The 21,035-nt window shown below is 67.0% G+C and carries 23 protein-coding genes; 14 read left to right on the top strand and 9 right to left on the bottom strand.

Annotated elements, in window-relative coordinates:
- Window positions 1-22: 22 nt before the first annotated feature.
- From hisC to QMG28_RS11340, 3 genes are read left to right on the top strand one after another with little or no spacing between them, the layout of a single operon-like run.
- A complete protein-coding gene (gene hisC, locus QMG28_RS11350; protein WP_281842418.1) occupies window positions 23-1,117 on the top strand; it encodes a histidinol-phosphate transaminase in 1,095 nt (364 codons plus the stop codon).
- Window positions 1,110-2,036, top strand: a complete 927-nt coding sequence (locus tag QMG28_RS11345) for a prephenate/arogenate dehydrogenase family protein (protein ID WP_281842417.1) — start codon at window positions 1,110-1,112, stop codon at window positions 2,034-2,036. The genes hisC and QMG28_RS11345 overlap by 8 nt, the downstream gene beginning before the upstream one ends.
- Window positions 2,037-2,065: 29 nt before the next feature.
- Window positions 2,066-2,998 carry an extensin-like domain-containing protein gene (locus QMG28_RS11340; protein WP_281842416.1) on the top strand — a complete coding sequence of 311 codons (933 nt, stop codon included), beginning with the start codon at window positions 2,066-2,068 and terminating at the stop codon, window positions 2,996-2,998.
- A gap of 23 nt (window positions 2,999-3,021) precedes the next feature.
- On the opposite strand, the gene QMG28_RS11335 is transcribed toward QMG28_RS11340, so the two are convergent.
- The gene (locus QMG28_RS11335) at window positions 3,022-3,816 is read right to left on the bottom strand and encodes a pseudouridine synthase (protein ID WP_281842415.1); all 795 of its coding nucleotides are present in this window, start codon (window positions 3,814-3,816) and stop codon (window positions 3,022-3,024) included.
- A gap of 62 nt (window positions 3,817-3,878) precedes the next feature.
- Between QMG28_RS11335 and QMG28_RS11330 the strand changes: the two genes are divergently transcribed.
- Together QMG28_RS11330 and QMG28_RS11325 are read left to right on the top strand one after the other, a co-directional pair.
- Window positions 3,879-4,334 (top strand): nucleoside deaminase, encoded by a 456-nt coding sequence (locus QMG28_RS11330; RefSeq protein WP_281842414.1) that lies wholly within the window; start codon window positions 3,879-3,881, stop codon window positions 4,332-4,334.
- Between the two features lie 69 nt (window positions 4,335-4,403).
- On the top strand, window positions 4,404-5,201 hold the full coding sequence (locus tag QMG28_RS11325; RefSeq protein WP_281842413.1) for a bestrophin-like domain: 798 nt from the start codon (window positions 4,404-4,406) through the stop codon (window positions 5,199-5,201).
- Window position 5,202: 1 nt separating this feature from the next.
- Here the strand turns inward: QMG28_RS11325 and QMG28_RS11320 are convergent, their stop codons facing one another.
- On the bottom strand, window positions 5,203-5,895 hold the full coding sequence (locus QMG28_RS11320; RefSeq protein ID WP_281842412.1) for a metal-dependent hydrolase: 693 nt from the start codon (window positions 5,893-5,895) through the stop codon (window positions 5,203-5,205).
- 48 nt (window positions 5,896-5,943) lie between these two features.
- On the opposite strand from QMG28_RS11320, the gene QMG28_RS11315 reads away from it, so the two are divergent.
- From QMG28_RS11315 to QMG28_RS11300, 4 genes are all read left to right on the top strand, one after another.
- Window positions 5,944-6,621, top strand: a complete 678-nt coding sequence (locus QMG28_RS11315) for a ceramidase domain-containing protein (RefSeq protein WP_281842411.1) — start codon at window positions 5,944-5,946, stop codon at window positions 6,619-6,621.
- A 9-nt stretch (window positions 6,622-6,630) separates the two neighbouring features.
- Complete coding sequence (locus tag QMG28_RS11310; RefSeq protein WP_281842410.1) at window positions 6,631-7,449, top strand: TIGR00282 family metallophosphoesterase; 819 nt, start codon at window positions 6,631-6,633, stop codon at window positions 7,447-7,449.
- A gap of 93 nt (window positions 7,450-7,542) precedes the next feature.
- Window positions 7,543-9,327, top strand: coding sequence for an SLC13 family permease (locus QMG28_RS11305; protein ID WP_281842409.1), 1,785 nt, complete (start codon window positions 7,543-7,545; stop codon window positions 9,325-9,327).
- Between the two features lie 77 nt (window positions 9,328-9,404).
- Window positions 9,405-9,923 carry a hypothetical protein gene (locus QMG28_RS11300; RefSeq protein WP_281842408.1) on the top strand — a complete coding sequence of 173 codons (519 nt, stop codon included), beginning with the start codon at window positions 9,405-9,407 and terminating at the stop codon, window positions 9,921-9,923.
- Between the two features lie 55 nt (window positions 9,924-9,978).
- Here QMG28_RS11300 and QMG28_RS11295 read toward each other — a convergent pair whose 3' ends face one another.
- On the bottom strand, window positions 9,979-11,760 hold the full coding sequence (locus QMG28_RS11295; protein WP_281842407.1) for an SLC13 family permease: 1,782 nt from the start codon (window positions 11,758-11,760) through the stop codon (window positions 9,979-9,981).
- A 27-nt stretch (window positions 11,761-11,787) separates the two neighbouring features.
- Entirely contained in the window at window positions 11,788-12,384 is a 597-nt protein-coding gene (locus tag QMG28_RS11290) for a LysE family translocator (RefSeq protein ID WP_281842406.1), read from the bottom strand.
- Window positions 12,385-12,457: 73 nt separating this feature from the next.
- Between QMG28_RS11290 and QMG28_RS11285 the strand changes: the two genes are divergently transcribed.
- Window positions 12,458-12,910, top strand: a complete 453-nt coding sequence (locus tag QMG28_RS11285) for an Lrp/AsnC family transcriptional regulator (protein ID WP_281842405.1) — start codon at window positions 12,458-12,460, stop codon at window positions 12,908-12,910.
- Window positions 12,911-13,045: 135 nt separating this feature from the next.
- Complete coding sequence (locus QMG28_RS11280) at window positions 13,046-13,789, top strand: YebC/PmpR family DNA-binding transcriptional regulator (RefSeq protein ID WP_281842404.1); 744 nt, start codon at window positions 13,046-13,048, stop codon at window positions 13,787-13,789.
- 55 nt (window positions 13,790-13,844) lie between these two features.
- On the opposite strand, the gene QMG28_RS11275 is transcribed toward QMG28_RS11280, so the two are convergent.
- Entirely contained in the window at window positions 13,845-14,345 is a 501-nt protein-coding gene (locus tag QMG28_RS11275; RefSeq protein WP_281842403.1) for a GFA family protein, read from the bottom strand.
- Window positions 14,346-14,467: 122 nt separating this feature from the next.
- Between QMG28_RS11275 and QMG28_RS11270 the strand changes: the two genes are divergently transcribed.
- Window positions 14,468-15,382 carry a DMT family transporter gene (locus QMG28_RS11270; RefSeq protein WP_281842402.1) on the top strand — a complete coding sequence of 305 codons (915 nt, stop codon included), beginning with the start codon at window positions 14,468-14,470 and terminating at the stop codon, window positions 15,380-15,382.
- 81 nt (window positions 15,383-15,463) lie between these two features.
- On the opposite strand, the gene choV is transcribed toward QMG28_RS11270, so the two are convergent.
- The 4 genes from choV to choX all read right to left on the bottom strand — a co-directional run bounded on the left by choV (window position 15,464) and on the right by choX (window position 18,872).
- Window positions 15,464-16,486 carry a choline ABC transporter ATP-binding protein gene (gene choV / locus QMG28_RS11265; RefSeq protein WP_281842401.1) on the bottom strand — a complete coding sequence of 341 codons (1,023 nt, stop codon included), beginning with the start codon at window positions 16,484-16,486 and terminating at the stop codon, window positions 15,464-15,466.
- Window positions 16,483-16,902: a GFA family protein gene (locus tag QMG28_RS11260; RefSeq protein ID WP_281842400.1), complete on the bottom strand. Its 420-nt coding sequence runs from the start codon at window positions 16,900-16,902 to the stop codon at window positions 16,483-16,485. Before QMG28_RS11260 ends, choV begins: the two co-directional genes overlap by 4 nt.
- Window positions 16,899-17,732, bottom strand: a complete 834-nt coding sequence (choW, locus tag QMG28_RS11255; RefSeq protein ID WP_281842399.1) for a choline ABC transporter permease subunit — start codon at window positions 17,730-17,732, stop codon at window positions 16,899-16,901. Before choW ends, QMG28_RS11260 begins: the two co-directional genes overlap by 4 nt.
- A gap of 216 nt (window positions 17,733-17,948) precedes the next feature.
- On the bottom strand, window positions 17,949-18,872 hold the full coding sequence (gene choX / locus QMG28_RS11250) for a choline ABC transporter substrate-binding protein (RefSeq protein WP_281842398.1): 924 nt from the start codon (window positions 18,870-18,872) through the stop codon (window positions 17,949-17,951).
- An 83-nt stretch (window positions 18,873-18,955) separates the two neighbouring features.
- Here choX and betI point away from each other — a divergent pair, with 83 nt between their 5' ends.
- Both betI and betC read left to right on the top strand, forming a co-directional pair.
- Complete coding sequence (gene betI / locus QMG28_RS11245) at window positions 18,956-19,531, top strand: choline-binding transcriptional repressor BetI (protein WP_281842397.1); 576 nt, start codon at window positions 18,956-18,958, stop codon at window positions 19,529-19,531.
- Window positions 19,528-21,033, top strand: coding sequence for a choline-sulfatase (betC, locus tag QMG28_RS11240; RefSeq protein ID WP_281842396.1), 1,506 nt, complete (start codon window positions 19,528-19,530; stop codon window positions 21,031-21,033). The genes betI and betC overlap by 4 nt, the downstream gene beginning before the upstream one ends.
- Window positions 21,034-21,035: the final 2 nt, after the last annotated feature.

The raw sequence follows: 21,035 nt of genomic DNA, 5'->3' as shown, positions 1-21,035 counted from the left end.
AGCGGGACTTTCGGGGGAAGACATGTCAAACGGACCAACGCCGCAGCCCGGCATCATGGAGATCGAGCTCTACGTCAGTGGGAGCTCCAAGGTCGATGGCATTGAAAACGTCATCAAGCTGTCGTCGAACGAAAACCCGTGGGGGCCCTCGCCGAAGGCGATCGAGGCGCTGACCCGCGCCACCCATGAGCTGCACCGCTACCCCCCGACCGATCACCTCCCGCTGCGCACCGCCATCGGCGAGGTGCACGGGCTGGCGCCCGACCGCATCATCTGCGGCGTCGGCTCCGACGAGATCCTGATCCTGATCGCCCAGGCCTATGCCGGCCCCGGCGATGAGGTGATCATCACCGAGCACGGCTTCTCGATGTATCCGATCATCGCCCATGGCGTCGGCGCCGCGCCGGTGATCGTGCCCGAGCGCGAGCGGGTGGTGGATGTGGATGCGATCCTGGCGGGTGTGACCGGGCGCACCCGGCTTGTCTTCATCGCCAACCCGGCCAATCCGACCGGCACGATGGTCGGCAAGAAGGAGCTTGCCCGGCTCGCCTCGGCTTTGCCGCCGGAGGTGGTGCTGGTATTGGATGGGGCCTATGCCGAGTTCGTCGAGGGGTTCGATGGCGGGGCATCGCTGGTCGACAGGTTTCCGAATGTGGTGATGACGCGGACATTCTCGAAGATCTACGGGCTGGGCGGCCTGCGTCTTGGCTGGGGCTATGCTTCGCGAGAGATCATCGGCGTGCTGAACCGGCTGCGCAATCCGTTCAACCTGTCCACCGTGCAGCTTGCCGCCGGCGAGGCCGCGATGCGCGATCAGGATCACGTGAATCGCTGCCGCGACGACAATATCCGCCTGCGCAACTGGCTCGCCCATGCGCTGGCCGAGCACGGCGTGCCGTCCGATACCTCGTCGGCCAATTTCGTGCTGGCCCGCTTCGCCAGCGCGGAAGAGGCCGATGCGGTCGATGCGCATCTGAAATCCGAAGGCGTGATCGTGCGCAAGGTGGCGGGCTACGGCTTGCCGCATTGCCTGCGCATCACCGTGGGCGACGAGCCGTCCTGCCGCCGGGTCGCGCATCTGATCGGCCAGTTCAAGGGGGCGCAGGCCGATGGCTGAGCCGATCTATGGCCGCGTCGCGCTGATCGGGCTTGGGCTGATCGCCGGGTCGATGGCCCATGCAATGCGCCGGGGCGGGCTTGCGGGCGAGATCACCGGCACCGCCCGCTCGGCCGGGACGCGGGCCGTGGCGGACGAGATCGGCCTGGTCGACCGCGTGGTCGAAACTGCGGCCGAGGCTGTCGCGGGCGCCGATCTGGTGGTGCTCGCCGTGCCGGTGGGCGCCATGGGCGCGGTGGCCGAAGAGATCGCCCCGCATCTGAAACCCGGCGCCACCGTCACGGATGTGGGCTCGGTCAAGCGCGCCGTGGTCGACGCGGTCGCGCCGCATATCCCCGAAGGCGTGCATTTCGTGCCCGCGCACCCGCTGGCGGGCACCGAGCATTCCGGCCCGCGCGCGGGCTTCGCCTCGCTGTTCGACAACCGCTGGTGCCTGATCGTGCCGGTCGAAGGCTCGGACCGCGACGCGGTGGCGCGGCTCGAACGCTTCTGGCAGGGGCTGGGCGCGAATACCGATGAGATGGACCCCGACCATCATGACCTTGTACTTGCCGTCACCAGCCATGCGCCGCACCTCATCGCCTATACGATGGTGGGCGTGGCCGACCATCTGCGCCGGGTGACCGATAGCGAGGTCATCAAGTATTCCGCCGCCGGTTTCCGCGATTTTACCCGTATCGCCGCCTCCGACCCGACGATGTGGCGCGACGTGTTCCTTGCCAACAAGGAGGCCACGCTCGACATTCTGGGCCGCTTTACCGAAGAGCTTTTCGTGCTCCAGCGCGCCATCCGCATGGGCGACGGCGATATGCTGCACGACTATTTCACCCGCACCCGCGCGATCCGGCGCGGCATCATCGAAGCCGGTCAGGATACCGATGCGCCGGATTTCGGGCGGTCAGGCGGCCGCAAGGCATGATGCTGCGGGCCGCTCTCCTCCTTGCGCTTATGCTGGGCCAGGCGGCCCGGGCGGAAGCGCCGGATGTGTCGGCCCGGCCCCTCGCGCGACCCGATATCGAAGCGGCGGTGCTGGCCACGGTAACCTCGGCCGCGCTCGGCACCTCCGCCCATGCGCCGCAGCGCTCTTTGCGGCCCCTGCCGCGCCCGCGCCTTGCGGTGGTGCGGGCGGCGCCGGCCCAGCCCGCTTTGCCCGGTGCGGCCCCGGTCCGCGCCACGGTGCAGGATCCGATCACCGCGCTGTTGCAGAACATTGTCGGCGTGCCGGCCCCCGCCGCTGCCGCGCCGTCGCTGACCGGCGCCAGCGCGCTGGCCGTGGCGCGGTCGCTACGGCCCGAGCGGCGGCCCGGCGGCTTTGCCCGTCTCGTCGCCGCGATCACACCGCCGCGCGCCACCAGCCGGGCCGGTTCGGTCTGCGGTGTGCCGGAGATCAAGGGCCAGGCGCTGGCGCCGATCCCGGGCCGGGGGGCGTGCGGGGTGGATCAGCCGGTGCGCGTCACCTCCGTTTCGGGGATCGCACTGGCGCAGCAGCCCACCATCGACTGCACCACCGCCAAGGCGCTCAACACCTGGGTGCGCGAGGGCGTGATCCCGGCAGTGGGGCGCAAGGGCGGCGGCGTCGCCCGGATCAACATCATCGCGCATTATTCCTGCCGCGGCCGCAACAACCAGCCCGGCGCGCGCCTGTCGGAGCACAGCTTCGGCCATGCCGTCGATATCGGCGGTATCACACTCAACGATGGCACCACGCTGACCGTGCTCGACCACTGGAAAAGCAACACATACGGCAAGATCATCAAGGCGATGCACAAATCGGCCTGTGGCCCCTTCGGAACGGTGCTGGGCCCGAATTCGGACCGCTACCACCAGAACCACCTGCATCTGGATACCGCGCGCTATCGCGGCGGGGCCTACTGCCGCTAGCCGCGCTTGCGCGGCGGCCCCGGCTAGCGGCGGCGCATGGGCTTTTTCTTCGGCTGCGCCTGCGGCCCCGGCTCCTCGCCGATGCCGAGCTGGTCGCGCAGCACGCGCGGGCGCACCTCTTCCACCTCGCCGGGCTTCAGATCGCCCAGGCGGAACGGCCCGTAGCTCACCCGGATCAGCCGGTTCACCGTAAAGCCGAGCGCCTCCATCGTGCGCCGGATTTCGCGGTTCTTGCCTTCGCGCAGGCTCACCGTCACCCAGGCATTCTTGCCCTGCTGCCGGTCGAGCGTGACGCCCATTGGCTGAAACCGTTCCCGGTCGATCACGATCCCCTCGCGCACCGGGGCGAAATCCTCATCCTTCGGCGTGCCGTGCAGGCGAACGCGGTATTTGCGCACCCAGCCGGTCGAGGGCAGTTCCAGCCGCCGCTTCAGCCCGCCATCGTTGGTGAGCAGCAGCAGACCTTCTGAGGTGAGGTCGAGCCGGCCCACGCTCATCACCCGCGGCAGGGTGTCGGGCAGGGCGTCGAACACCGTATCGCGGCCCTTCTCGTCCTTCGCCGTGGTCACCAGACCCGCAGGCTTGTGGTAGAGCCAGAGCCGGGCAGGCTCCGGCGCCCCCACCTCCTTGCCATCGAGCGTGACCTTGTCGGCTTCGGTCACGTTGAAGGCGGGGCTGTCGAGCACCTTGCCGTTCACCGCAACCCGGCCTGCCTCGATCATGCGCTCTGCATCGCGCCGCGAGGCGAGGCCCGCGCGCGAGAGAAACTTGGCAATGCGTTCGCCTTTCGGCGTTCCGGTGGGTGTTTCGGTGCTCATGGCTCCTCCCTATGGCTGCGCTGCGGGCTTGTCCAGCGCGCAGGCACAGGGCATGAGAGGGCATGAGCTTCACCTCCTACATGGACCGGGCGCTGGACGAGGCGCGCGCGGCGGGCGACCGGGGCGAGGTGCCGGTGGGCGCCGTCGTCGTCTCGCCCGCGGGCGCGGTGATTGCCGCTGCCGGCAACCGCACCCGCGAGTTGAACGATCCCACCGCCCATGCCGAGATGCTGGCGATCCGCGCCGCCTGCGCCGCGCTCGGCAGCGAACGCCTGACCGGGCACGACCTTTACGTCACGCTGGAGCCATGCCCGATGTGCGCCGGCGCGATCAGCTTCGCCCGGATCCGCCGGCTCTATTATGGCGCGGGCGATCCGAAATCCGGCGGCACGGCACATGGCGCGCGGGTCTTCGCCCACCCGCAATGCCACCATGTGCCCGAGCTCTATGACGGGATCGGCGCTGAGGCGGCGGAGGCGTTGCTGAAGACCTTCTTCGCCGGCAAACGCGCGGACTGACCGCCAAACCCCTTGACGGAGCGCCGTGCGGGCGGGCCAAATGCGCCGGGGATACAAGGGGATTGGCTGATGGTTTCGCTCCTGCTGTCGCTGCCGGCGATCTTTTCGGCGCTCGCCTTCGTGGCCGCGACCATCGCACTGGCGCTTGGCTCCTATCTCGGGATGCGGGCGATCTTCGGCCATCACGGCGACAGCGAGCGGCGCGAGCTGGCCGGGTCGGTGATCTTTCGGGTGAGCGCGTTGCACGGGCTGATCCTGGCCCTCGTCTTCGCGCAGGAGATCGCCAACGAGACCGAGGCCGACAATGCCGCCTCGCACGAGGCCCGGCTGGTGGCCGATACCTTCTACGATCTCGAACGCTACGACCGCGAGACGACGCTGCAGATCCGCACCGCGCTCGCCCATTACGCCCGGCAGGTGACGGATGTGGAATGGCGGCTGCTGGCCGATGAGCGCCAGCTCGATTCCGCCGCCTGGGCGCATTGGAACGCCGCCTATGAGGGCGCGCTCACGCTGCACGGCGACACGCCCCGCCACGAGGTGCTGCGCGACAATATCCTGCGCAATATCCGCGAAATCTCCAGCCTGCGGCGAACCCGCGAAACGGCGGCCTTCCATGGTGCCGAACCGTTGTTCCTGATTGCCGCGCTGGTGGGCGTGGTGCTGACCTCGGCGGCCTATTTCACCTTCGAGCCGACCCGGCTCAACATCCTGCTCCTGTCGATCTTCGCATCCTATTCCGGGCTGATCATCTATTTCATCATCGCCTTCTCAAACCCGTTCCACGCGCCGGGCATGGCAAGCCCGGTGGGCTTCGAACGTATCCTCGAAGGCGGAATCGGCCAGCTTGCGGGTGGCGGCGGCTAGCTCAGATCTCGATCGGCTGAAGCACCTCCGGCTCGATCACATCGACCCCGGTCAGCACCTCCTTCATCAGCGCCGCCGATTGCTCCAGCAGCGGGAAGGTGCGGTAATGGCAGGGGATCAGGGTGCGGAGGTTGAAGTATTTCTGCGCCGCGTAGGAGGCCCGCGCCATGTCCATGGTGAAGTGACCGCCGGCGCAGAACAGCCCGATATCGGGCTGGTGCACCTCACCCATCCATTCCATGTCGGCCATGATGTCGGTGTCGCCGGTGGCGTAGATCACATGGCCCTCGCCGGCGATCATGTAGCCCGATTCGGTGCCGGTATAGACCGGCCCGTTGGCTGAGGCCATCGCCGAGGAATGGGTAGCGTTGACCATCGTCACCGCCACGTTGCCGAGCTTCACCGTGCCGCCCTTGTTGAAGCCCAGGGTCTCGAAATCGTAGCGCGAGGCCCACCATTGGGTGAGGTCGTAGATCCCCACCGCCGGGATGCCGAGCTTTTCGCAGATCGCCGGCGCGTCCTTGGCATGGTCCGAATGGCCATGGGTGACGAGCACATGGGTGGCCCCGGCGATCGCCTCGTCATGACGCTCCGGCGGCAACATCGGGTTGCCTTCGAGCCACGGGTCGAGCAGGATCACCGCATCTTCGATTTCGAGGCGGAAGCTTGCGTGGCCGAGCCAGGTGATTTTCATATGGGGTCTCCCTTTCTGTCGGGGTCATGGTAGCACGAGGGTAAGCCGATGGAAGGGAGTTGGACCACCGCCGTCGACGGTTATTGCGAGCGGCTCGATCCGGGCTTCTGGGCCGAGCCGGTGAATGCCGCAACCAATGCCGCCTTCCTGATCGCGGCGGCCATCATGGCCTGGCGGCTGCGCGGGGCGCACTTGCCTTTAGCCAACATTCTGACCGCGATTCTCGCCCTGATCGGCATCGGTTCTTTCCTGTTTCATACATTCGCCGAACGTTGGGCGGGTCTGGCCGACACCCTTCCGATCCTGCTCTTCATCCTCGCCTATATCTACGCCGCGACGCGCGATTACCTCGGCGCCCGCCCGTTCTGGGCCGCTGCCGCCGTGCTCGGCTTCTTCCCCTATGCCGCCGCCACCGTACCGCTCTTCGCCCTCGTCCCGGGCCTCGGCAGTTCGGCTGGCTATGCGCCGGTGCCGGTGCTGATCGCGGCCTATGCGGTGATCCTGCGCCACCGCGCCCCCGCCACCGCGCGGGGCCTCGCCATCGGCGCCGGGCTGCTCGTGCTCTCGCTCACCTTCCGCACGCTGGATGAGCCGCTCTGCGCCGCGCTGCCGCTGGGCACGCATTTCCTGTGGCATATCCTGAACGCGGTCATGCTGGGCTGGATGATCGAGGTCTACCGCCGCCACGGGCGCGCGCCGCTTGCACCCGCCGGTCAATCCTCCTAGGGAACCCCCATGAAGATCCTGTTTCTCGGAGATGTGGTGGGCCGTGCCGGGCGCAAGGCGATCACCGACCGCCTTCCCGGCCTGCGCGCGCGCTGGAAGCTCGATTTCGTCGTCGTCAACGGCGAGAACGCCACCGGCGGCATGGGGCTGACCGCCGCCCATGCCAGGAGCTTCTTCGAAGCGGGGGCCGATGTGGTCACCCTGGGCGACCATGCCTTCGACCAGAAGGAGATGCTGAGCTTCTGCACCCAGGAGCCGCGCATCATCCGCCCGCTGAATTACGCCAAGGGTGCGCCGGGGCAGGGGGTGCGGGTGTTTTCCGATGCGCGCGGGCGCAAGATCGTGGTGGCGCAGGTGCTGGGCCAGGTGTTCATGAAGCGCGCCTTCGACGATCCCTTCGGCACCATCGAGGCGGCGCTGAAGCCCTATCCGCTCGGCGGACAGGCGCAGGCGGTGCTGGTGGATGTGCATTGCGAGGCGACCAGCGAAAAGATGGCGATGGGCCATTTCCTCGACGGTCGCGCCAGCGTGGTGGTGGGCACCCATACCCATGTGCCCACCGGCGACGCGATGATCCTGCCCGGCGGCACCGCCTATCTCACCGATGCCGGCATGTGCGGCGATTACGATACCGTCATCGGCATGGAAAAGTCCGAGCCGCTGCGCCGCTTCGTCACCGGCATGACCAAGGGCCGGTTCGAGCCGGGGCTGGGCGAGGCGACCCTGTCGGGCCTCTATGTCGAGACGGATGACCGCAGCGGCAAGGCCACCCGCATCGAGATGGTGCGCGATGGCGGGCGGTTGCAGGCGTCCGGGCCGCAGGTCTAGGCAAAACGCGACCCGCGCATATCGCCGCAGATGCAGGCCCTTGCCGCCGCCGGGGAAGCCCGGCAAATATGCGGCGAAAGCGAGGGTCAACCCATGGACATATTTGAATTTTCGCAGACGACCGACGCCTTTATCACCATCGGCGTGGTGGTTGCGATGTTTCTGATGTTCCTGCGCGAGAGCTTTCCGGCGGAGGTGGTCACGATCACCGGCGCGGCGGTGCTGCTGGTGACCGGCGTGCTGCCCTACGATGCGGCGCTGACGGTCTTTTCCAACCCCGCGCCATGGACCATCGCGGCGATGTTCATCGTCATGGGGGCGCTGGTGCGCACCGGCGCACTCGACTGGTTCACCCAGATCGCCACCCGGCAGGCGGGCTCGCGCCCGATCGTGGCCTTCGCCGTGCTCATGGTCTTCGTGATCGTCGCCTCGGCCTTCGTCAACAATACGCCCGTCGTGGTGATGATGCTGCCGATCTTCAGCCAGATGGCCCGGCAGGTGGGGCTTGCCCCGTCGAAGGTGCTGATCCCGCTGAGCTATGCGGCGATCATCGGCGGCACGCTCACGCTGATCGGCACCTCGACCAACCTGCTCGTCGACGGTGTGGCGCGGGCCAACGGGCTCGAACCCTTCTCGATCTTCGAGATCACCCCGCTGGGGCTGATCGCGGTGGCCTGGGGGATGATCTACCTCGCGCTGTTCGGCCGCCACCTGCTGCCCGAGCGCAGCTCGATGGCGGCGCTGCTCACCGACCGGGCGCGCAAGAAGTTCTTTACCGAGGCGGTGATCCCGCCAGAGAGCAACCTGATCGGCCGCGAAGTAGAGGGCGTGCAGCTCTTCAAGCGCGAGGGCGTGCGCCTCATCGACGTGATCCGGGGCGATGAATCGCTGCGGCGCAACCTCAAGGGGGTAACCTTGCAGGTCGGCGATCGGGTGGTGCTGCGCACCCAGATCACCGAACTGCTCTCGCTCCAGCGCGACAAGAGCCTCAAGCGGGTCGACCAGGTGAGCGCGGTGGAAACCACCACTGTCGAAACCCTGATCGGCCCCGATTGCCGCATGGTCGGCTCGACGCTGGGCAAGCTGCGCCTGCGCCGCCGCTACGGCGTTTACCCGCTGGCGGTGCATCGGCGGAACCAGAATTTCGGCACCCAGCTTGACGGCATCATCGTGCGCGTGGGCGATACGCTGCTGCTCGAAGGCGCGCCGGAGGATATCCAGCGCCTCGCCGCCGATATGAATCTCGTCGATGTCGCCAAGCCGGCGGCGCAGGCATTCCGGCGCGGCCACGCCCCCATTGCCATCGGCGCCCTGGTGGGGATCGTGGCGCTGGCCGGGCTCGGGCTGGCGCCGATCCTCGCGCTCTCGGTGGTGGCGGTGGCGGTGGTGCTTCTCACCCGCGCGATTGACGCGGAAGAGGCGTTTTCCTTCGTCGACGGGCGGCTGCTCGCGCTGATCTTTTCGATGCTCGCGGTGGGGGCGGCGCTCGACAGTTCCGGCGCGGTCGAGATGATCGCCGGGGCGGTTGCGCCTTGGCTCACCACGATGCCGCCCTTCCTGATCGTCTTCTCGGTCTACCTTCTGACGACGGTGCTGACCGAGCTGGTCTCGAACAATGCGGTGGCGGTGGTGATGACGCCCATCGCCATCGGGCTTGCCGCGGCGCTCGGCGTCGATGCCCGGCCGCTGGTGATCGCGGTGATGTTTGCCGCCTCGGCCAGTTTCGCCACGCCGATCGGCTACCAGACCAACATGATGGTCTATGGCCCCGGCGGCTACAAGTTCACCGATTTCATGAAGGTGGGCATTCCGCTGAACCTGTCAATGAGCGTGATGATCTCGCTGGTGATCCCGATGCTCTGGCCGCTTTATCCGTGACCGCAACGCGCCAAACCGCCGCATTGCCGGGGCGGCGGCCCGGCCCCAAGTGACGGCGAGGCAATCAGAGGTTTTCCATGGCACATGACCTGCGCCGCAAGACGGCCGACATCCTCGCGCTGCGCGCCCTCACCATCGAAATGGCCGAGCAGGCCGTGGCCTGGGGCTGGTCGATGGTCGATGGCGAGCGGTATTCCGACGGAATCTGGGCGCTGACGGCGCTGCAGCCGCCCTTCTACTGGTCGCAGATCGTCGATCTCGTCGGCCAGATCGCCCGCGAGCAGGGGCTGGCATCGCCCGGCAGCCAGGACGAGGCGACCGAGTGGCTCGCCTATGGCCATGTCGAGGATATCGTTGCCTCGGGCGGCGAGGACTTCCACTCGCTCAAGCTCGTCTCGCGGCTCTGGTTCGACCACGAAACGCCGTCGCTGCTGATCTTCTACCAGCTCAAACACGCAATCCGAGAGGTCGAGGCCAGTGGCGAACAGGGCCATGTGGAGGGGCTGACGCCGGACAACTGGAAGACCATGCTTGTCGATATCTGCAAGGATTGGCTGGCGGACCACAAGCGCCCGGACCCGTTCGGCGAAGACTGAGACGCAGAACGCCTTTCGAAAGGCGTTCCCACGGCGTTTCGAAACGCCGTCCCTCTCACAACGGCCAGAACAGCAGGATCAGCGGGATCGACACCGCCACCACGAGGATTTCCAGCGGCAGTCCCATCCGCCAGTAATCGCCGAAGCGGTAGCTCCCCGGCCCGAGGATCAGGGTGTTGTTCTTGTGTCCGATCGGCGTGAGGAAGGCGCAGGAGGCGGCCACCGCCACGGCCATCAGGAACGGGTCGGGGTCGGCGCCGAGTTTGCCCGCCATCTCGATCCCGATGGGCGCGGCGACGATGGCGGTGGCGGTGTTGTTGAGCACGTCCGACAGCGTCATCGTCACCACCATGATCACCGTCAGCACCGCCCAGGCGGGCAGGCCCTGGGTGACGTTCACCAGCCCCGAGGCGATCAGCTCTGTGCCGCCCGAGGTTTCCAGCGCATTGCCGAGCGGGATCATCGAGCCGAGCAGCACCACCACCGGCCATTCGACGTGATCGTATAGCTCGCGGATCGGCAGGATCCTGGCCAGCACGAAGCCCACCACCACCAGCCCGAGCGCGACCGGCAGGTAAACCAGCCCGAACGAGGCGGCGGCGACGGCGGCGGCGAACATGCCGATGGCCCACCACACCTTGCCCTCCTGCGTGACCGACAGCCCGCGCTGCGCCAGCGGCAGGCAGCCGAGCCATTCGGTCACCTCCGCCTCGGCGCCGGTGGGCACCAGCAGGAGCAGAATGTCGCCGGGGCGTGCCGGGGTCTTGCGCACCGCGCTGCGGAACGGCTTGCCGCCGCGCGAAATGCCCAGCAGCACCGCCCGCCGGCGCCAGTTGAGGCCGATGGCCTGCGCCGTCTTGCCATTGATCCGGGCTTCCTCGGTGACCACCACCTCGATCTTCGACAACCCCTCGCCCTCGGCGCGCAGCCGTTCGGCGCGGGTCTCGTCGGCCACCTCCAGCTTCAGCGCGGCGCGGAACTCGTCCAGCGCCTCCGGCGTGGCCTCGATCACCAGCGTGTCCTGCGCCTGCAGTTTCGTGGTGCGCGAGGTGCCGTAGCGCCGCGCGCCGTCGCGGATCAGGCCGAGGATCGCCACATCGTTCTTCTCGGCGGTGTCGTAGAGCTCCTGCACCCGGCTACCGATCAGCTTAGACCCCTTCGGCACCACCAACTCGGCCACGTAATCGGAATATTCGTCCATCGGGGTGCTGTCGGCCCCGCCGCTCTCGGGCTGCGGGATCAGCCGCCAGCCGATCAGGGCCACGAAAATCAACCCGGCAGTGGCGGTGAGCGCCCCAACCGGGGCGAAATCGAACATGTGGAACGGCTCGCCCAGGCTGTCTTCGCGGATCGACGAGATGATGATGTTGGGCGGCGTGCCGATCAGCGTGGCCATGCCGCCGAGGATGGTGGCGAAGCTGAGCGGCATCAGCGTCAACCCCGCCGCGCGGCCCGCCTTGCGCGCGGTCTGGATGTCGACCGGCATCAGCAGCGCCAGCGCCGCCACATTGTTCATGAAGGCCGAGAGCGCGCCGCCGATCACCCCCATGATCGCGATATGCGCCCCGAGGCCGCGCTGCGCGTTCACCATCGTGCGGGTGATCAGGAATACCGCGCCCGAGCGCACCAGCCCCGCCGAGACGATCAGCACCAGCGCCACGATCAGCGTGGCCGAATGGCCGAACCCGTCGAAGGCATGCTTGGTGTCGACCACGCCCAGCACCACCGCCACCATGAGCGCGGTGAAGGCGACGAGATCGTAGCGGAAGCGGCCCCAGAGGAGCAGGCCGAAGACGGCGGCGAACAGGCTGAAAAGGATGATTTGCTCACTGGTCATGGGGCAGGGATACCCCGCCCGGCCCGATCACGCAAAGAGAACGGGATAGAGCGAGGCGATCAGCAGCGCGGCCATCGTCCAGTTGAACAATGTCAGGCGGCGCGGATTGGTCAGCAGCCGCCGAAATTCGCGCCCCATCAGCGCCCAGAGCCCGGACGAGGGCAGGCCGATCGTGAGGAAAGCGAGCGCGACGATGACGATCGTGGCAAAGCTTCGGTCGGGCGCATAGGCGGCGACAGCCGTCAGCGCCATCGACCAGCCCTTGGGATTGACCCACTGGAAGGCGGCGGCCTGCCAGAAGGTCAGCGGTCTGGCGCCATCGTCGCCCCCGGCATCGGGCGCGGCGGCATGGGCGATTTTCCACGCGAGCCAGCCGAGATAGGCGATGGCGGCGAATTTCAGCACGGTTTCGAGCTGCGGCAGCCGTTCGAACAGCCCCATCAGCCCGAGCCCGACGAGAAAGACCATCGCCCCGAATCCCAGCGCCACGCCCAGCATATGCGGCACCGTCCGGCCGAAGCCGAAATTCGTGCCCGAGGCCATCAGCATCAGGTTGTTCGGCCCGGGAGTGAACAGGGTGACCGTGGCAAAGCCGAGCAGGGCGAGGAAGAGATCCGTTGACATGACGCAATGATTGCAGGTTTTCTGCCGAACGGGATTGCGAATATGGTGATAAATGCGGATTTTGGGGCAATGAATGACTAGGTTGGATGAGATTGACCGCCGTATATTGCGCGAACTCACCCGCGACGGGCGCCTGCCCAACACCCAGCTTGCCGACCGCGTCGGCCTCTCGCCCTCCGCCTGCCTGCGCCGCGTGCAGGAGCTGGAGCGTCGGGGCGTGATCGCGGGCTACCGCGCGGTGCTCGATCCGCAGGCGATGGGCAAGGGCTTCGTCGCCTATCTGACGGTCGGGCTTTCGGATCATTCGAAGGAAGGGCAGGTGCGGTTCGAAAGCGCCGTGGCCGGGCTGGACGAGGTGCGCGAGTGCCACAACATCACCGGCAGCGTGGAATACCTTCTGCGGATCGAGACGGAAGACCTTGCCGCCTATAAACGCTTCCATACCGACAAGCTCGGCGTGGTCGAAGGCGTGCGCCAGCTCACCACCCATGTGGTGATGGGCTCGCCGAAGGATGAGCGGGCATAGGTTGGCGGGTTTCGGAGCGGGGGCCAGCCCCCGCACCCCCGAGGTATTTTGCGAACAGAGAAGGTGGCGGGCTTGCCGGATGTGGGGGGCTTGCGATATAGCGGCGCGAAACCGGAACAAAGCTCGGAGCATTTCATGGCCGGCCATTCAAAATGGGCGAACATTCAGCACCGCAAGGGGCGGCAGGACGCCGCGCGGTCGAAACTCTTTTCCAAACTGGCGAAGGAAATCACCGTCGCCGCCAAGATGGGCGACCCCGACCCCGACAAGAACCCGCGCCTGCGGCTTGCGGTGAAGGAAGCCAAGAGCCAGTCGGTGCCGAAAGACGTGATCGACCGCGCGATCAAGAAGTCGATGGGCGGCGATGCGGAGAATTACGACGAGATCCGCTATGAGGGCTATGGCCCGAACGGCGTGGCGATCATCGTCGAGGCGATGACCGACAACCGCAACCGCACCGCCTCGAACGTGCGCTCGACCTTCGCCAAGAACGGCGGCAACCTGGGCGAGACCGGCTCGGTCGGCTTCATGTTCGAGCGCAAGGGCGAGATCACCTATGCCGCCTCGGTGGGCGACCATGACACGGTGTTCGAAGCCGCTCTGGAAGCGGGGGCCGAAGACGTGGAGAGCTCGGAAGAGGGCCATATCGTCTATTGCGCCGATACCGACCTCAACGAGGTTTCGGCGGCGATGGATGCGGCTCTGGGCGAGAGCGACAGCGCCAAGCTGATCTGGAAGCCTTCGACCACGACCGAACTCGGGCTCGAGGACATGCAGAAGCTGATGAAGCTGATCGACGCGCTCGAAGACGATGACGACGTGCAGAACGTCTATTCGAACTTCGAGGCCACCGACGAGGTGATGGACCAGCTCGGCTGATCCTTGCGCGACAGCATTTCCGACCGGCCCCGCCTCAGTGCGGGGCCGTTTCGTTTCAGGCCGGGCGGCGCAGGAGCCCGGTGAGCCCGGCCCAGGCGATCCGGCCCATCAGGCTTTTCGGGAACGTCGGGTAATTCGGCATGTCGCCCGGTGGCGGTTCGGGGAGAAACTTGGTCTGGATCCGGTAGGCGGGCTCCGGCGCGGTCCGGCCCATGCGGGCGAGGAAGGCCGTCACCCAGAACGGACCCTTGTCGAAGCCGATATGCATCGCCGAATTGCAGCAGCGCGCCACCATCCGGCTGGTGGGGGAGCCGGGGTGCAGCTTGTGCGGCTCCAACTGGTCGCCGCCCGAGATCACCTTCATCGCCTTGCGGTGATACAGCGCCACCGGGCTGCCGCCGCAGGGCTCGGTATAGCCGGGCGCGCCGGGCAGCGCCTCGAGCGCGGCGGCGGCGCGCTGGCAATCATCGCAGCAGCACGAAAGCACCGCGACCGGCGCGCCGATAAAGGCGATCTGCACCTTGCCGCAGGCGCAGCTTGCGTGATGGTCGGTCATGGGGCTCTCCGCGTCGATCCTGTGCCCCGGCATCCTAGCATGCCACGCGGCGCGCACAAAATCCGGCGCGTCGACGTGGCGATCCGCTTGCGTCTGCCCCCCGGTTCGGGCCACAACGGCGCATGGCTGAGACGACGCAGACCGCACAGGCAAACCGCCCGCTCGTCGGCGTCCTCTGGATGCTGGTGACCGGGCTTTGCTTCGTCATGGTGACGGCGCTGGTCAAACATGTGGGCGGGCGCATCCCCGCCGCCGAAACCGCCTTTCTGCGGTATTTCCTCGGTCTCGTCTTCCTTGTGCCGATGCTGAGGCCACTGTTCGCGGCCCGGCTCGACCGGCGCATGATCGGGCTGTTCTCGCTGCGCGGCGCGGCGCATGCGCTTGGGGTGATCCTGTGGTTCTACGCGATGGCGCATATCCCGATGGCGGAGGTGACGGCGCTGAACTTCATGAACCCGGTCTATGTCACGCTCGGCGCGGCGCTGCTCTTTGGCGAGCGGATCGCGGCGCGCCGGTTCATCGCCATCGTCGCGGCGCTGGTGGGGGGGCTGATCATCCTGCGGCCGGGCTTCCGGACCATCGAGCCGGGGCATTACGCGATGATCGGAACGGCCTTGCTCTTTGCCGCCTCCTACCTGATCGCGGGCCGTCTCGCGGCGCGGGTGAAGCCGGTGGTGGTGGTGGCGATGCTGTCGATCACCGTGACGATCGGGCTGGCGCCCTTTGCCGCCGCGAACTGGGTGACGCCGACGCCGACCGAGCTTTTCTGGCTGTTCGGCGTCGCGGCCTTCGCGACGGCGGGGCATTATACGATGACGCTCGCTTTCGCCTCGGCGCCGATGGCGGTGACGCAGCCGGTGACCTTTCTCCAGCTTGTCTGGTCGGTGGTGATCGGGGCGCTGTTTTTTGGCGAGCCGGCGGATCACTGGGTGATCTTCGGGGGCGCGATCATCATCAGCGCGGTGAGCTTCATCGCCTGGCGCGAGGCGGTGCTGAAGCGGCGGGTGACGCCGGCGATGGGCGAGCCACGGCAATGATGGGCGAGCTTGCACATGAGTGCAGGTTATTGGTTTTATTGACGATAGCGCTAACGTAACCGAGGCGGATTCCGCCCACGGCTAGCCGCGCGGGTCGAGCAGGCGGGCGAGCACCATGTCGCGGGTGATCCGGCCGACCGGCTGGCCGTTTTCGATCACCGCCACCACTTCGGCCTCGCGCGCCAGCAGCGTCATCACATCGCGCACCGGGGTGGTGGGCGTGACCTCGGCGAAGGCGACGCCGCCGGGCGGGCCCATCACGTCGCGCGCGGTGAGCACGCCGAGCGGGTTCATATGGGCGACGAAATCCGACACGTAATCGTCGGCGGGCGCGGTGAAGATCTCGCGCGGGGTGCCCACCTGCACGATCCGCCCGCCCTCCATGATCGCGATCCGGTCGCCGAGCTTGAAGGCTTCGTCGAGGTCGTGGCTGACGAAGATGATGGTGCGCTTCAGTGTTTTCTGCAGCTCGATCAGCTCGTCCTGCAACCGGGTGCGGATCAGCGGGTCTAGCGCCGAAAAGGGCTCGTCCATCAGCAGGATCGGCGCATCGGTGGTGAAGGCACGCGCCAGGCCGACGCGCTGCTGCATCCCGCCCGACAATTCGGATACCATGCGGTCGGCCCAGTCGGTGAGGCCGACAAGGGCAAGCTGGTCGTCGACCTTGGCCCGGCGCTCGGCCTTCGACATGCCGCCCAGCTCGAGCCCGAGGCCGACATTGTCGCGCACGCTGCGCCAGGGCAGCAGGCCGAATTGCTGAAACACCATCGCGACGCATTCGCGCCGGATCCGCAAAAGGTCGGCCTGCGAGGCGCCCACGACTTCGCCCGTCCAGTCGCCGTCATGAATGGTGACCTGGCCCCGCACCACCGGGTTCAGCCCGTTCACCGCGCGCAGAAGGGTGGATTTGCCCGAGCCGGACAGGCCCATCAGAACGAGAATCTCGCCTTTGCCCACCGACAGGCTGCAATCATGCACGCCGAGCACCTGGCCGGTGGCTTCCTGCACGCTGGCGCGATCCTTGCCCTCGTCCATCAGCGGCAGCGCGGCGGCGGGCTTGTCGCCGAAGACGATCGAAACCCGGTCGAATTCCACGGCATTCATGCCTTGTCCTCCGCCGGGATGAACAGCAGCCGGCCCGCGAGGCGGGACTGGCCGGTATCGGTGGGGTGGTTGACCCCGTCATTGACCAGCACTTCGGGCAGGAAGGGGCTTTGGCCGTCGAGACAGGCGAGGTTCACGCCGATCTCGTTCGGGTTCGAGCGCCGGCGATGATGGGTGTAGATGCCGCAGGCGGAGCAGAAATAGTGTTCGGCGGTCATCGTGCCGAACTGGTAGAGGGTGAGCTTGTCTTCGCCCGTGAGATAGGTGATCGCGCCGAGCGGGGCCGAGACCGCCACCGCGCCGCGCCGGGCGCAGAGCGAGCAGGTGCAGCGGCGCGCCGTTTCGATCCCGTCGCTGAGGGCGACCTCGAATTGCACCGCGCCGCAATGGCACTTGCCGTGGATCGTGCCGCTCATCGGCGCTCCACCCGCAGCATCCTGTCGAGCAGGATGGCGACGACGACGATGACGAAGCCGCTCTCGAAGCCGAGCGCGGTGTTGACCGAGTTGAGCGCCCGGATCACCGGCACGCCGAGCCCGTCGGCGCCGACCAGCGCGGCGATCACCACCATCGAGAGCGAAAGCATGATGGTCTGGTTCAGCCCGGTCATGATCTGCGGCATGGCGTAGGGAAGCTCGACCTTGTAGAGCAATTGCCGCTTTGTCGCGCCGAAGGCTTCGGCGGCTTCCTTGAGCGCGATCGGGGTGCGGCTGATCCCCAGATGGGTGAGCCGGATCGGCGCGGGCAGCACGAAGATCACCGTGGCCAGCAGCCCCGGCACCATGCCGATGCCGAAGAAGACGATGGCCGGGATCAGGTAGACGAAGGTGGGCAGGGTCTGCATCAGATCGAGCACCGGGCGCATCCAGGTAAAGAGCCGGGGCCGGTGCGCGGCGGCGATGCCGATCGGCACGCCGAGGCTCATGCAGACGAAGGCGGCGGACAGAACGAGGGTGAGGCTTTCGGTGGTTTCTTCCCAATAGCCCTGGTTGAGAATGAAGAGAAAGCCGGCGAGCACCAGCAGCGCCGTTTTCCAGTTGCGCTGCAGCACCCAGGTGAGGCCGATGAAGACGGCGACGACGAGCAGCGGCGGCGGCGATTGCAGCACCCAGAGAATGCCGTTGATCAGCATTTCCATGACCCACGACACCCAGTCGAAGAATGGGCCGCCCACATCCTGCAGCCAGTCGAAGACGGTGCGCGCGGTCTTGCCTACGGGGATCTTGGTCTCGGTCAGCCACTCCATGCGCTCAACCCTGACAGCGCCGCGCCGTTTGGGCAAGGCGAATGCCGCGCGCCGGGTGGCTCGTGCGGCTTCTGCGGCAACGATTTTTCCGGCCCGGCCGGACAAAGCGGTGGGGTGTCATGGAACAGATGGCCTGCGCTGTGAGCGAAACGGCATCGCCCGGATTTGTGCCGGGCGATGCGGGGGTAAGGCGCCCGCGATCCGCGCCTTGCGGGATCACATCGCCAGAGCGGCGCTCACCGCGGCGGCGGAGTCGCCACCGTCGAGCGTGGTCACGCCGTCGAGCCACGGGGTCCAGGCATCGGGATGGGCGGCGAGCCACGCTTTGGCGGCATCGTTCGGATCCTCGGCATCGTTCAGGATCGCGCCCATGATCTCGTTTTCCATCGCGAGGCTGAACTTGAGGTTTTTCAGCAGCGCGCCGACATTCGGGCATTCGTCCACATAGCCCGCGCGGGTATTGGTGTAGACCGTGGCGCCGCCGAAATCGGGGCCGAACCAGTCATCGCCGCCCGAGAGGTAGCCCATCTCGAAATTGGCGTTCATCGGGTGCGGCTCCCAGCCGAGGAAGACGATGGGTTCGTCGCGGTCGGTGGCGCGGGCAACCTGCGCCAGCATCCCCTGTTCGGAGCTTTCCACCACTTCGAAGCCGGACAGGCCGAAGGCGTCGCCGGCGATCATGTCGATGATCAGGCGGTTGCCGTCATTGCCCGGCTCGATGCCGTAGATCTTGCCGTCGAGCGCGTCGGACTGGCCGGCGATATCGGCGAAATCGGCGATGCCGAGATCCATCGCCGCCTTGTTCACCGCGAGCGTGTATTTCGCGCCTTCGAGGTTTTCGCGCACGGTGTCGACGGTGCCCGCCTCGCGGTAGGGGGCGATATCGGCCTCCATCGTCGGCATCCAGTTGCCCAGGAACACGTCGATATCGCCCTCGGCGAGCGAGGTATAGGTGACCGGCACCGAGAGCACCTTCACGTCGGTCTCGTAGCCCAGCGCTTCGAGCACCACGGTGGCGGCGGCGGTGGTGGCGGTGATGTCGGTCCAGCCGACATCGGAGAAGGAGACGCTTTCGCATTGGGCGAAGGCCGGCGCGGCGGCGAGGATCGCCAGCGCGGAAAGGGTTGTCTTGAGATACATGTCGGGCTCCCTGTCGTTTTATTGATTGACGAGTCAATCAAGATGAAACAATCCTGCTTTGGCAAGTTTTTTCCGGAGTGGTCATGCCAAAGCTTGGGATGGAGCCTATCCGGCGCGCGGCGCTGGTGAAAGCGGCAATTGCCGAGATCGGCGAGGTCGGGTCGCTGGATGTGACGGTGAGCCGGATCGCCCGGCGTGCCGGTGTGTCTTCGGCGCTGGCGCATCATTATTTCGGCGGCAAGGACGATCTGCTGCTTGCCGCGATGCGCCATATCCTTGGCATCTACGGCGCCTGCGTGCGGGCGGAACTGGCCCGCGCGGGCACGCCGCGCGCCCGGCTGGATGCGCTGGTGCGCGCCAGCTTCGGGCCCGAGAACTTCGCCCCGGCGACGGTGTCGGCCTGGCTCAGCTTCTACGTTCACGCCCAGTCCTCCGCCGGGGCGCGGCGGCTCCTGACGATCTATCAGCGCCGGCTGGCCTCGAACCTCATCCACGATCTGCGCCCGCTGGCCGGCGCCCGTGCGCCCGATATCGCCACCACGCTGGCGGCCACGATCGACGGGCTCTATATCCGCCACGCTTTGGGCGGAGAGCCGGATGGCGCCGCCGCCGCGGCGCGGGTGACCGGCCTCATCGACCGTTTGCTGGAGCGCCCATGACACAGCCCAACATCCTCATCCTGATGGTCGATCAGCTCAACGGCACCCTGTTTCCCGACGGGCCGGCGGACTGGCTGCACGCGCCGCACCTCAAGGCGCTGGCGGCGCGGTCCACCCGCTTTGCCCGCGCCTATACCGCATCGCCGCTCTGTGCGCCGGGGCGGGCGAGCTTCATGTCGGGCCAGTTGCCGAGCCGGACGCGGGTCTATGACAATGCCGCCGAATTCGCCTCCGATATCCCGACCTATGCGCATCATCTGCGCCGGGCGGGCTACCGGACCGCGCTGTCGGGCAAGATGCATTTCGTCGGGCCCGATCAGCTCCACGGCTTCGAGGAGCGGCTGACCACCGATATCTACCCCGCCGATTTCGGCTGGACGCCGGATTACCGCAGGCCCGGCGAGCGGATCGACTGGTGGTATCACAACATGGGCAGCGTCACCGGCGCGGGCGTGGCCGAGATCACCAACCAGATGGAATATGACGACGAGGTCGCCTTCACCGCGGTGCAGAAGGTCTACGATCTCGCGCGCGGCAAGGACGACCGGCCCTGGTGCCTGACGGTGAGCTTCACCCACCCGCATGACCCCTATGTCGCCCGGCGCAAATACTGGGATCTCTACGAGGATTGCGCGCATCTGCTGCCCGAGGTTCCGGCGATGGACTATGCCGCGCACGATCCGCATTCGCGCCGGATCTTCGATGCCAACGACTGGCGCAATTACCAGATCACCGAGGCGCATATCCGCCGCGCGCGCCGGGCCTATTTCGCCAATATCTCCTATCTCGACGACAAGATCGGCGAGATTTTCCACGCGCTGGAGACGACCGGGCAGGAGGCGATCGTCGTCTTCCTCTCCGACCATGGCGACATGCTCGGGGAGCGGGGGCTGTGGTTCAAGATGACCTTCTATGAAGGCTCCGCCCGGGTGCCGCTGATGATCGCCGCGCCGGGCATGGCGCCCGGGCGGGTGGATACGCCCGTCTCGACCATGGACGTGACGCCGACGCTGGCCGCGCTCGCGGGCGTCGATCTGGCCGGGGTGACGCCATGGACCGAGGGCGAACCCCTGGTGCCGGTGGCGGCGGGCGCGGGGCGCGGGCCGGTGGCGATGGAATATGCCGCCGAGGCGAGCGAAGCGCCGCTTGTGGCGCTGGTGGAGGGGCAGTGGAAATACACCGCCTGCGCCCTCGATCCCGACCAGCTCTTTGATCTCGATGCCGATCCGCAGGAGCTGAGAAATCTCGCGGAGGTTGAAGAATATCAAGAAATTCGCGCCAGAATGGCGGCTTTGACGGCTGAAAAGTGGGATCTGGACAAGTTTGATGCGGAGGTGCGTGAAAGCCAGGCGCGCCGGCTCGTGGTTTACGAGGCGCTGCGCAACGGCGCCTATTTCCCCTGGGATTACCAGCCGCTCGCCCGCGCCTCGGAGCGTTTCATGCGCAACCATATGGATCTGAACCTGCTGGAAGAGAGCCAGCGGTTCCCGCGCGGAGAATAGAC

Source organism: Sinisalibacter aestuarii (assembly GCF_027923545.1).
Classification (GTDB): Bacteria; Pseudomonadota; Alphaproteobacteria; order Rhodobacterales; family Rhodobacteraceae; genus Sinisalibacter; species Sinisalibacter aestuarii.
This window is presented reverse-complemented; position numbering and strand designations above follow the sequence as displayed.

Bases quoted from the DNA above. Each gene is read 5' to 3' on its own strand.
- betI (WP_281842397.1), top strand. From the start codon at position 18,956: ATGCCAAAGCTTGGGATGGAGCCTATCCGGCGCGCGGCGCTGGTGAAA.
- QMG28_RS11325 (WP_281842413.1), top strand. From the start codon at position 4,404: ATGGTTTCGCTCCTGCTGTCGCTGCCGGCGATCTTTTCGGCGCTCGCC.
- QMG28_RS11310 (WP_281842410.1), top strand. From the start codon at position 6,631: ATGAAGATCCTGTTTCTCGGAGATGTGGTGGGCCGTGCCGGGCGCAAG.
- QMG28_RS11320 (WP_281842412.1), bottom strand. From the start codon at position 5,895: ATGAAAATCACCTGGCTCGGCCACGCAAGCTTCCGCCTCGAAATCGAA.
- QMG28_RS11260 (WP_281842400.1), bottom strand. From the start codon at position 16,902: ATGAGCGGCACGATCCACGGCAAGTGCCATTGCGGCGCGGTGCAATTC.
- QMG28_RS11315 (WP_281842411.1), top strand. From the start codon at position 5,944: ATGGAAGGGAGTTGGACCACCGCCGTCGACGGTTATTGCGAGCGGCTC.
- QMG28_RS11300 (WP_281842408.1), top strand. From the start codon at position 9,405: ATGGCACATGACCTGCGCCGCAAGACGGCCGACATCCTCGCGCTGCGC.
- QMG28_RS11275 (WP_281842403.1), bottom strand. From the start codon at position 14,345: ATGACCGACCATCACGCAAGCTGCGCCTGCGGCAAGGTGCAGATCGCC.
- hisC (WP_281842418.1), top strand. From the start codon at position 23: ATGTCAAACGGACCAACGCCGCAGCCCGGCATCATGGAGATCGAGCTC.
- betC (WP_281842396.1), top strand. From the start codon at position 19,528: ATGACACAGCCCAACATCCTCATCCTGATGGTCGATCAGCTCAACGGC.
- QMG28_RS11345 (WP_281842417.1), top strand. From the start codon at position 1,110: ATGGCTGAGCCGATCTATGGCCGCGTCGCGCTGATCGGGCTTGGGCTG.
- choW (WP_281842399.1), bottom strand. From the start codon at position 17,732: ATGGAGTGGCTGACCGAGACCAAGATCCCCGTAGGCAAGACCGCGCGC.
- choX (WP_281842398.1), bottom strand. From the start codon at position 18,872: ATGTATCTCAAGACAACCCTTTCCGCGCTGGCGATCCTCGCCGCCGCG.
- QMG28_RS11330 (WP_281842414.1), top strand. From the start codon at position 3,879: ATGAGCTTCACCTCCTACATGGACCGGGCGCTGGACGAGGCGCGCGCG.
- QMG28_RS11335 (WP_281842415.1), bottom strand. From the start codon at position 3,816: ATGAGCACCGAAACACCCACCGGAACGCCGAAAGGCGAACGCATTGCC.
- QMG28_RS11270 (WP_281842402.1), top strand. From the start codon at position 14,468: ATGGCTGAGACGACGCAGACCGCACAGGCAAACCGCCCGCTCGTCGGC.
- QMG28_RS11280 (WP_281842404.1), top strand. From the start codon at position 13,046: ATGGCCGGCCATTCAAAATGGGCGAACATTCAGCACCGCAAGGGGCGG.
- QMG28_RS11285 (WP_281842405.1), top strand. From the start codon at position 12,458: ATGACTAGGTTGGATGAGATTGACCGCCGTATATTGCGCGAACTCACC.
- QMG28_RS11340 (WP_281842416.1), top strand. From the start codon at position 2,066: ATGCTGGGCCAGGCGGCCCGGGCGGAAGCGCCGGATGTGTCGGCCCGG.
- QMG28_RS11290 (WP_281842406.1), bottom strand. From the start codon at position 12,384: ATGTCAACGGATCTCTTCCTCGCCCTGCTCGGCTTTGCCACGGTCACC.
- QMG28_RS11295 (WP_281842407.1), bottom strand. From the start codon at position 11,760: ATGACCAGTGAGCAAATCATCCTTTTCAGCCTGTTCGCCGCCGTCTTC.
- QMG28_RS11305 (WP_281842409.1), top strand. From the start codon at position 7,543: ATGGACATATTTGAATTTTCGCAGACGACCGACGCCTTTATCACCATC.
- choV (WP_281842401.1), bottom strand. From the start codon at position 16,486: ATGAATGCCGTGGAATTCGACCGGGTTTCGATCGTCTTCGGCGACAAG.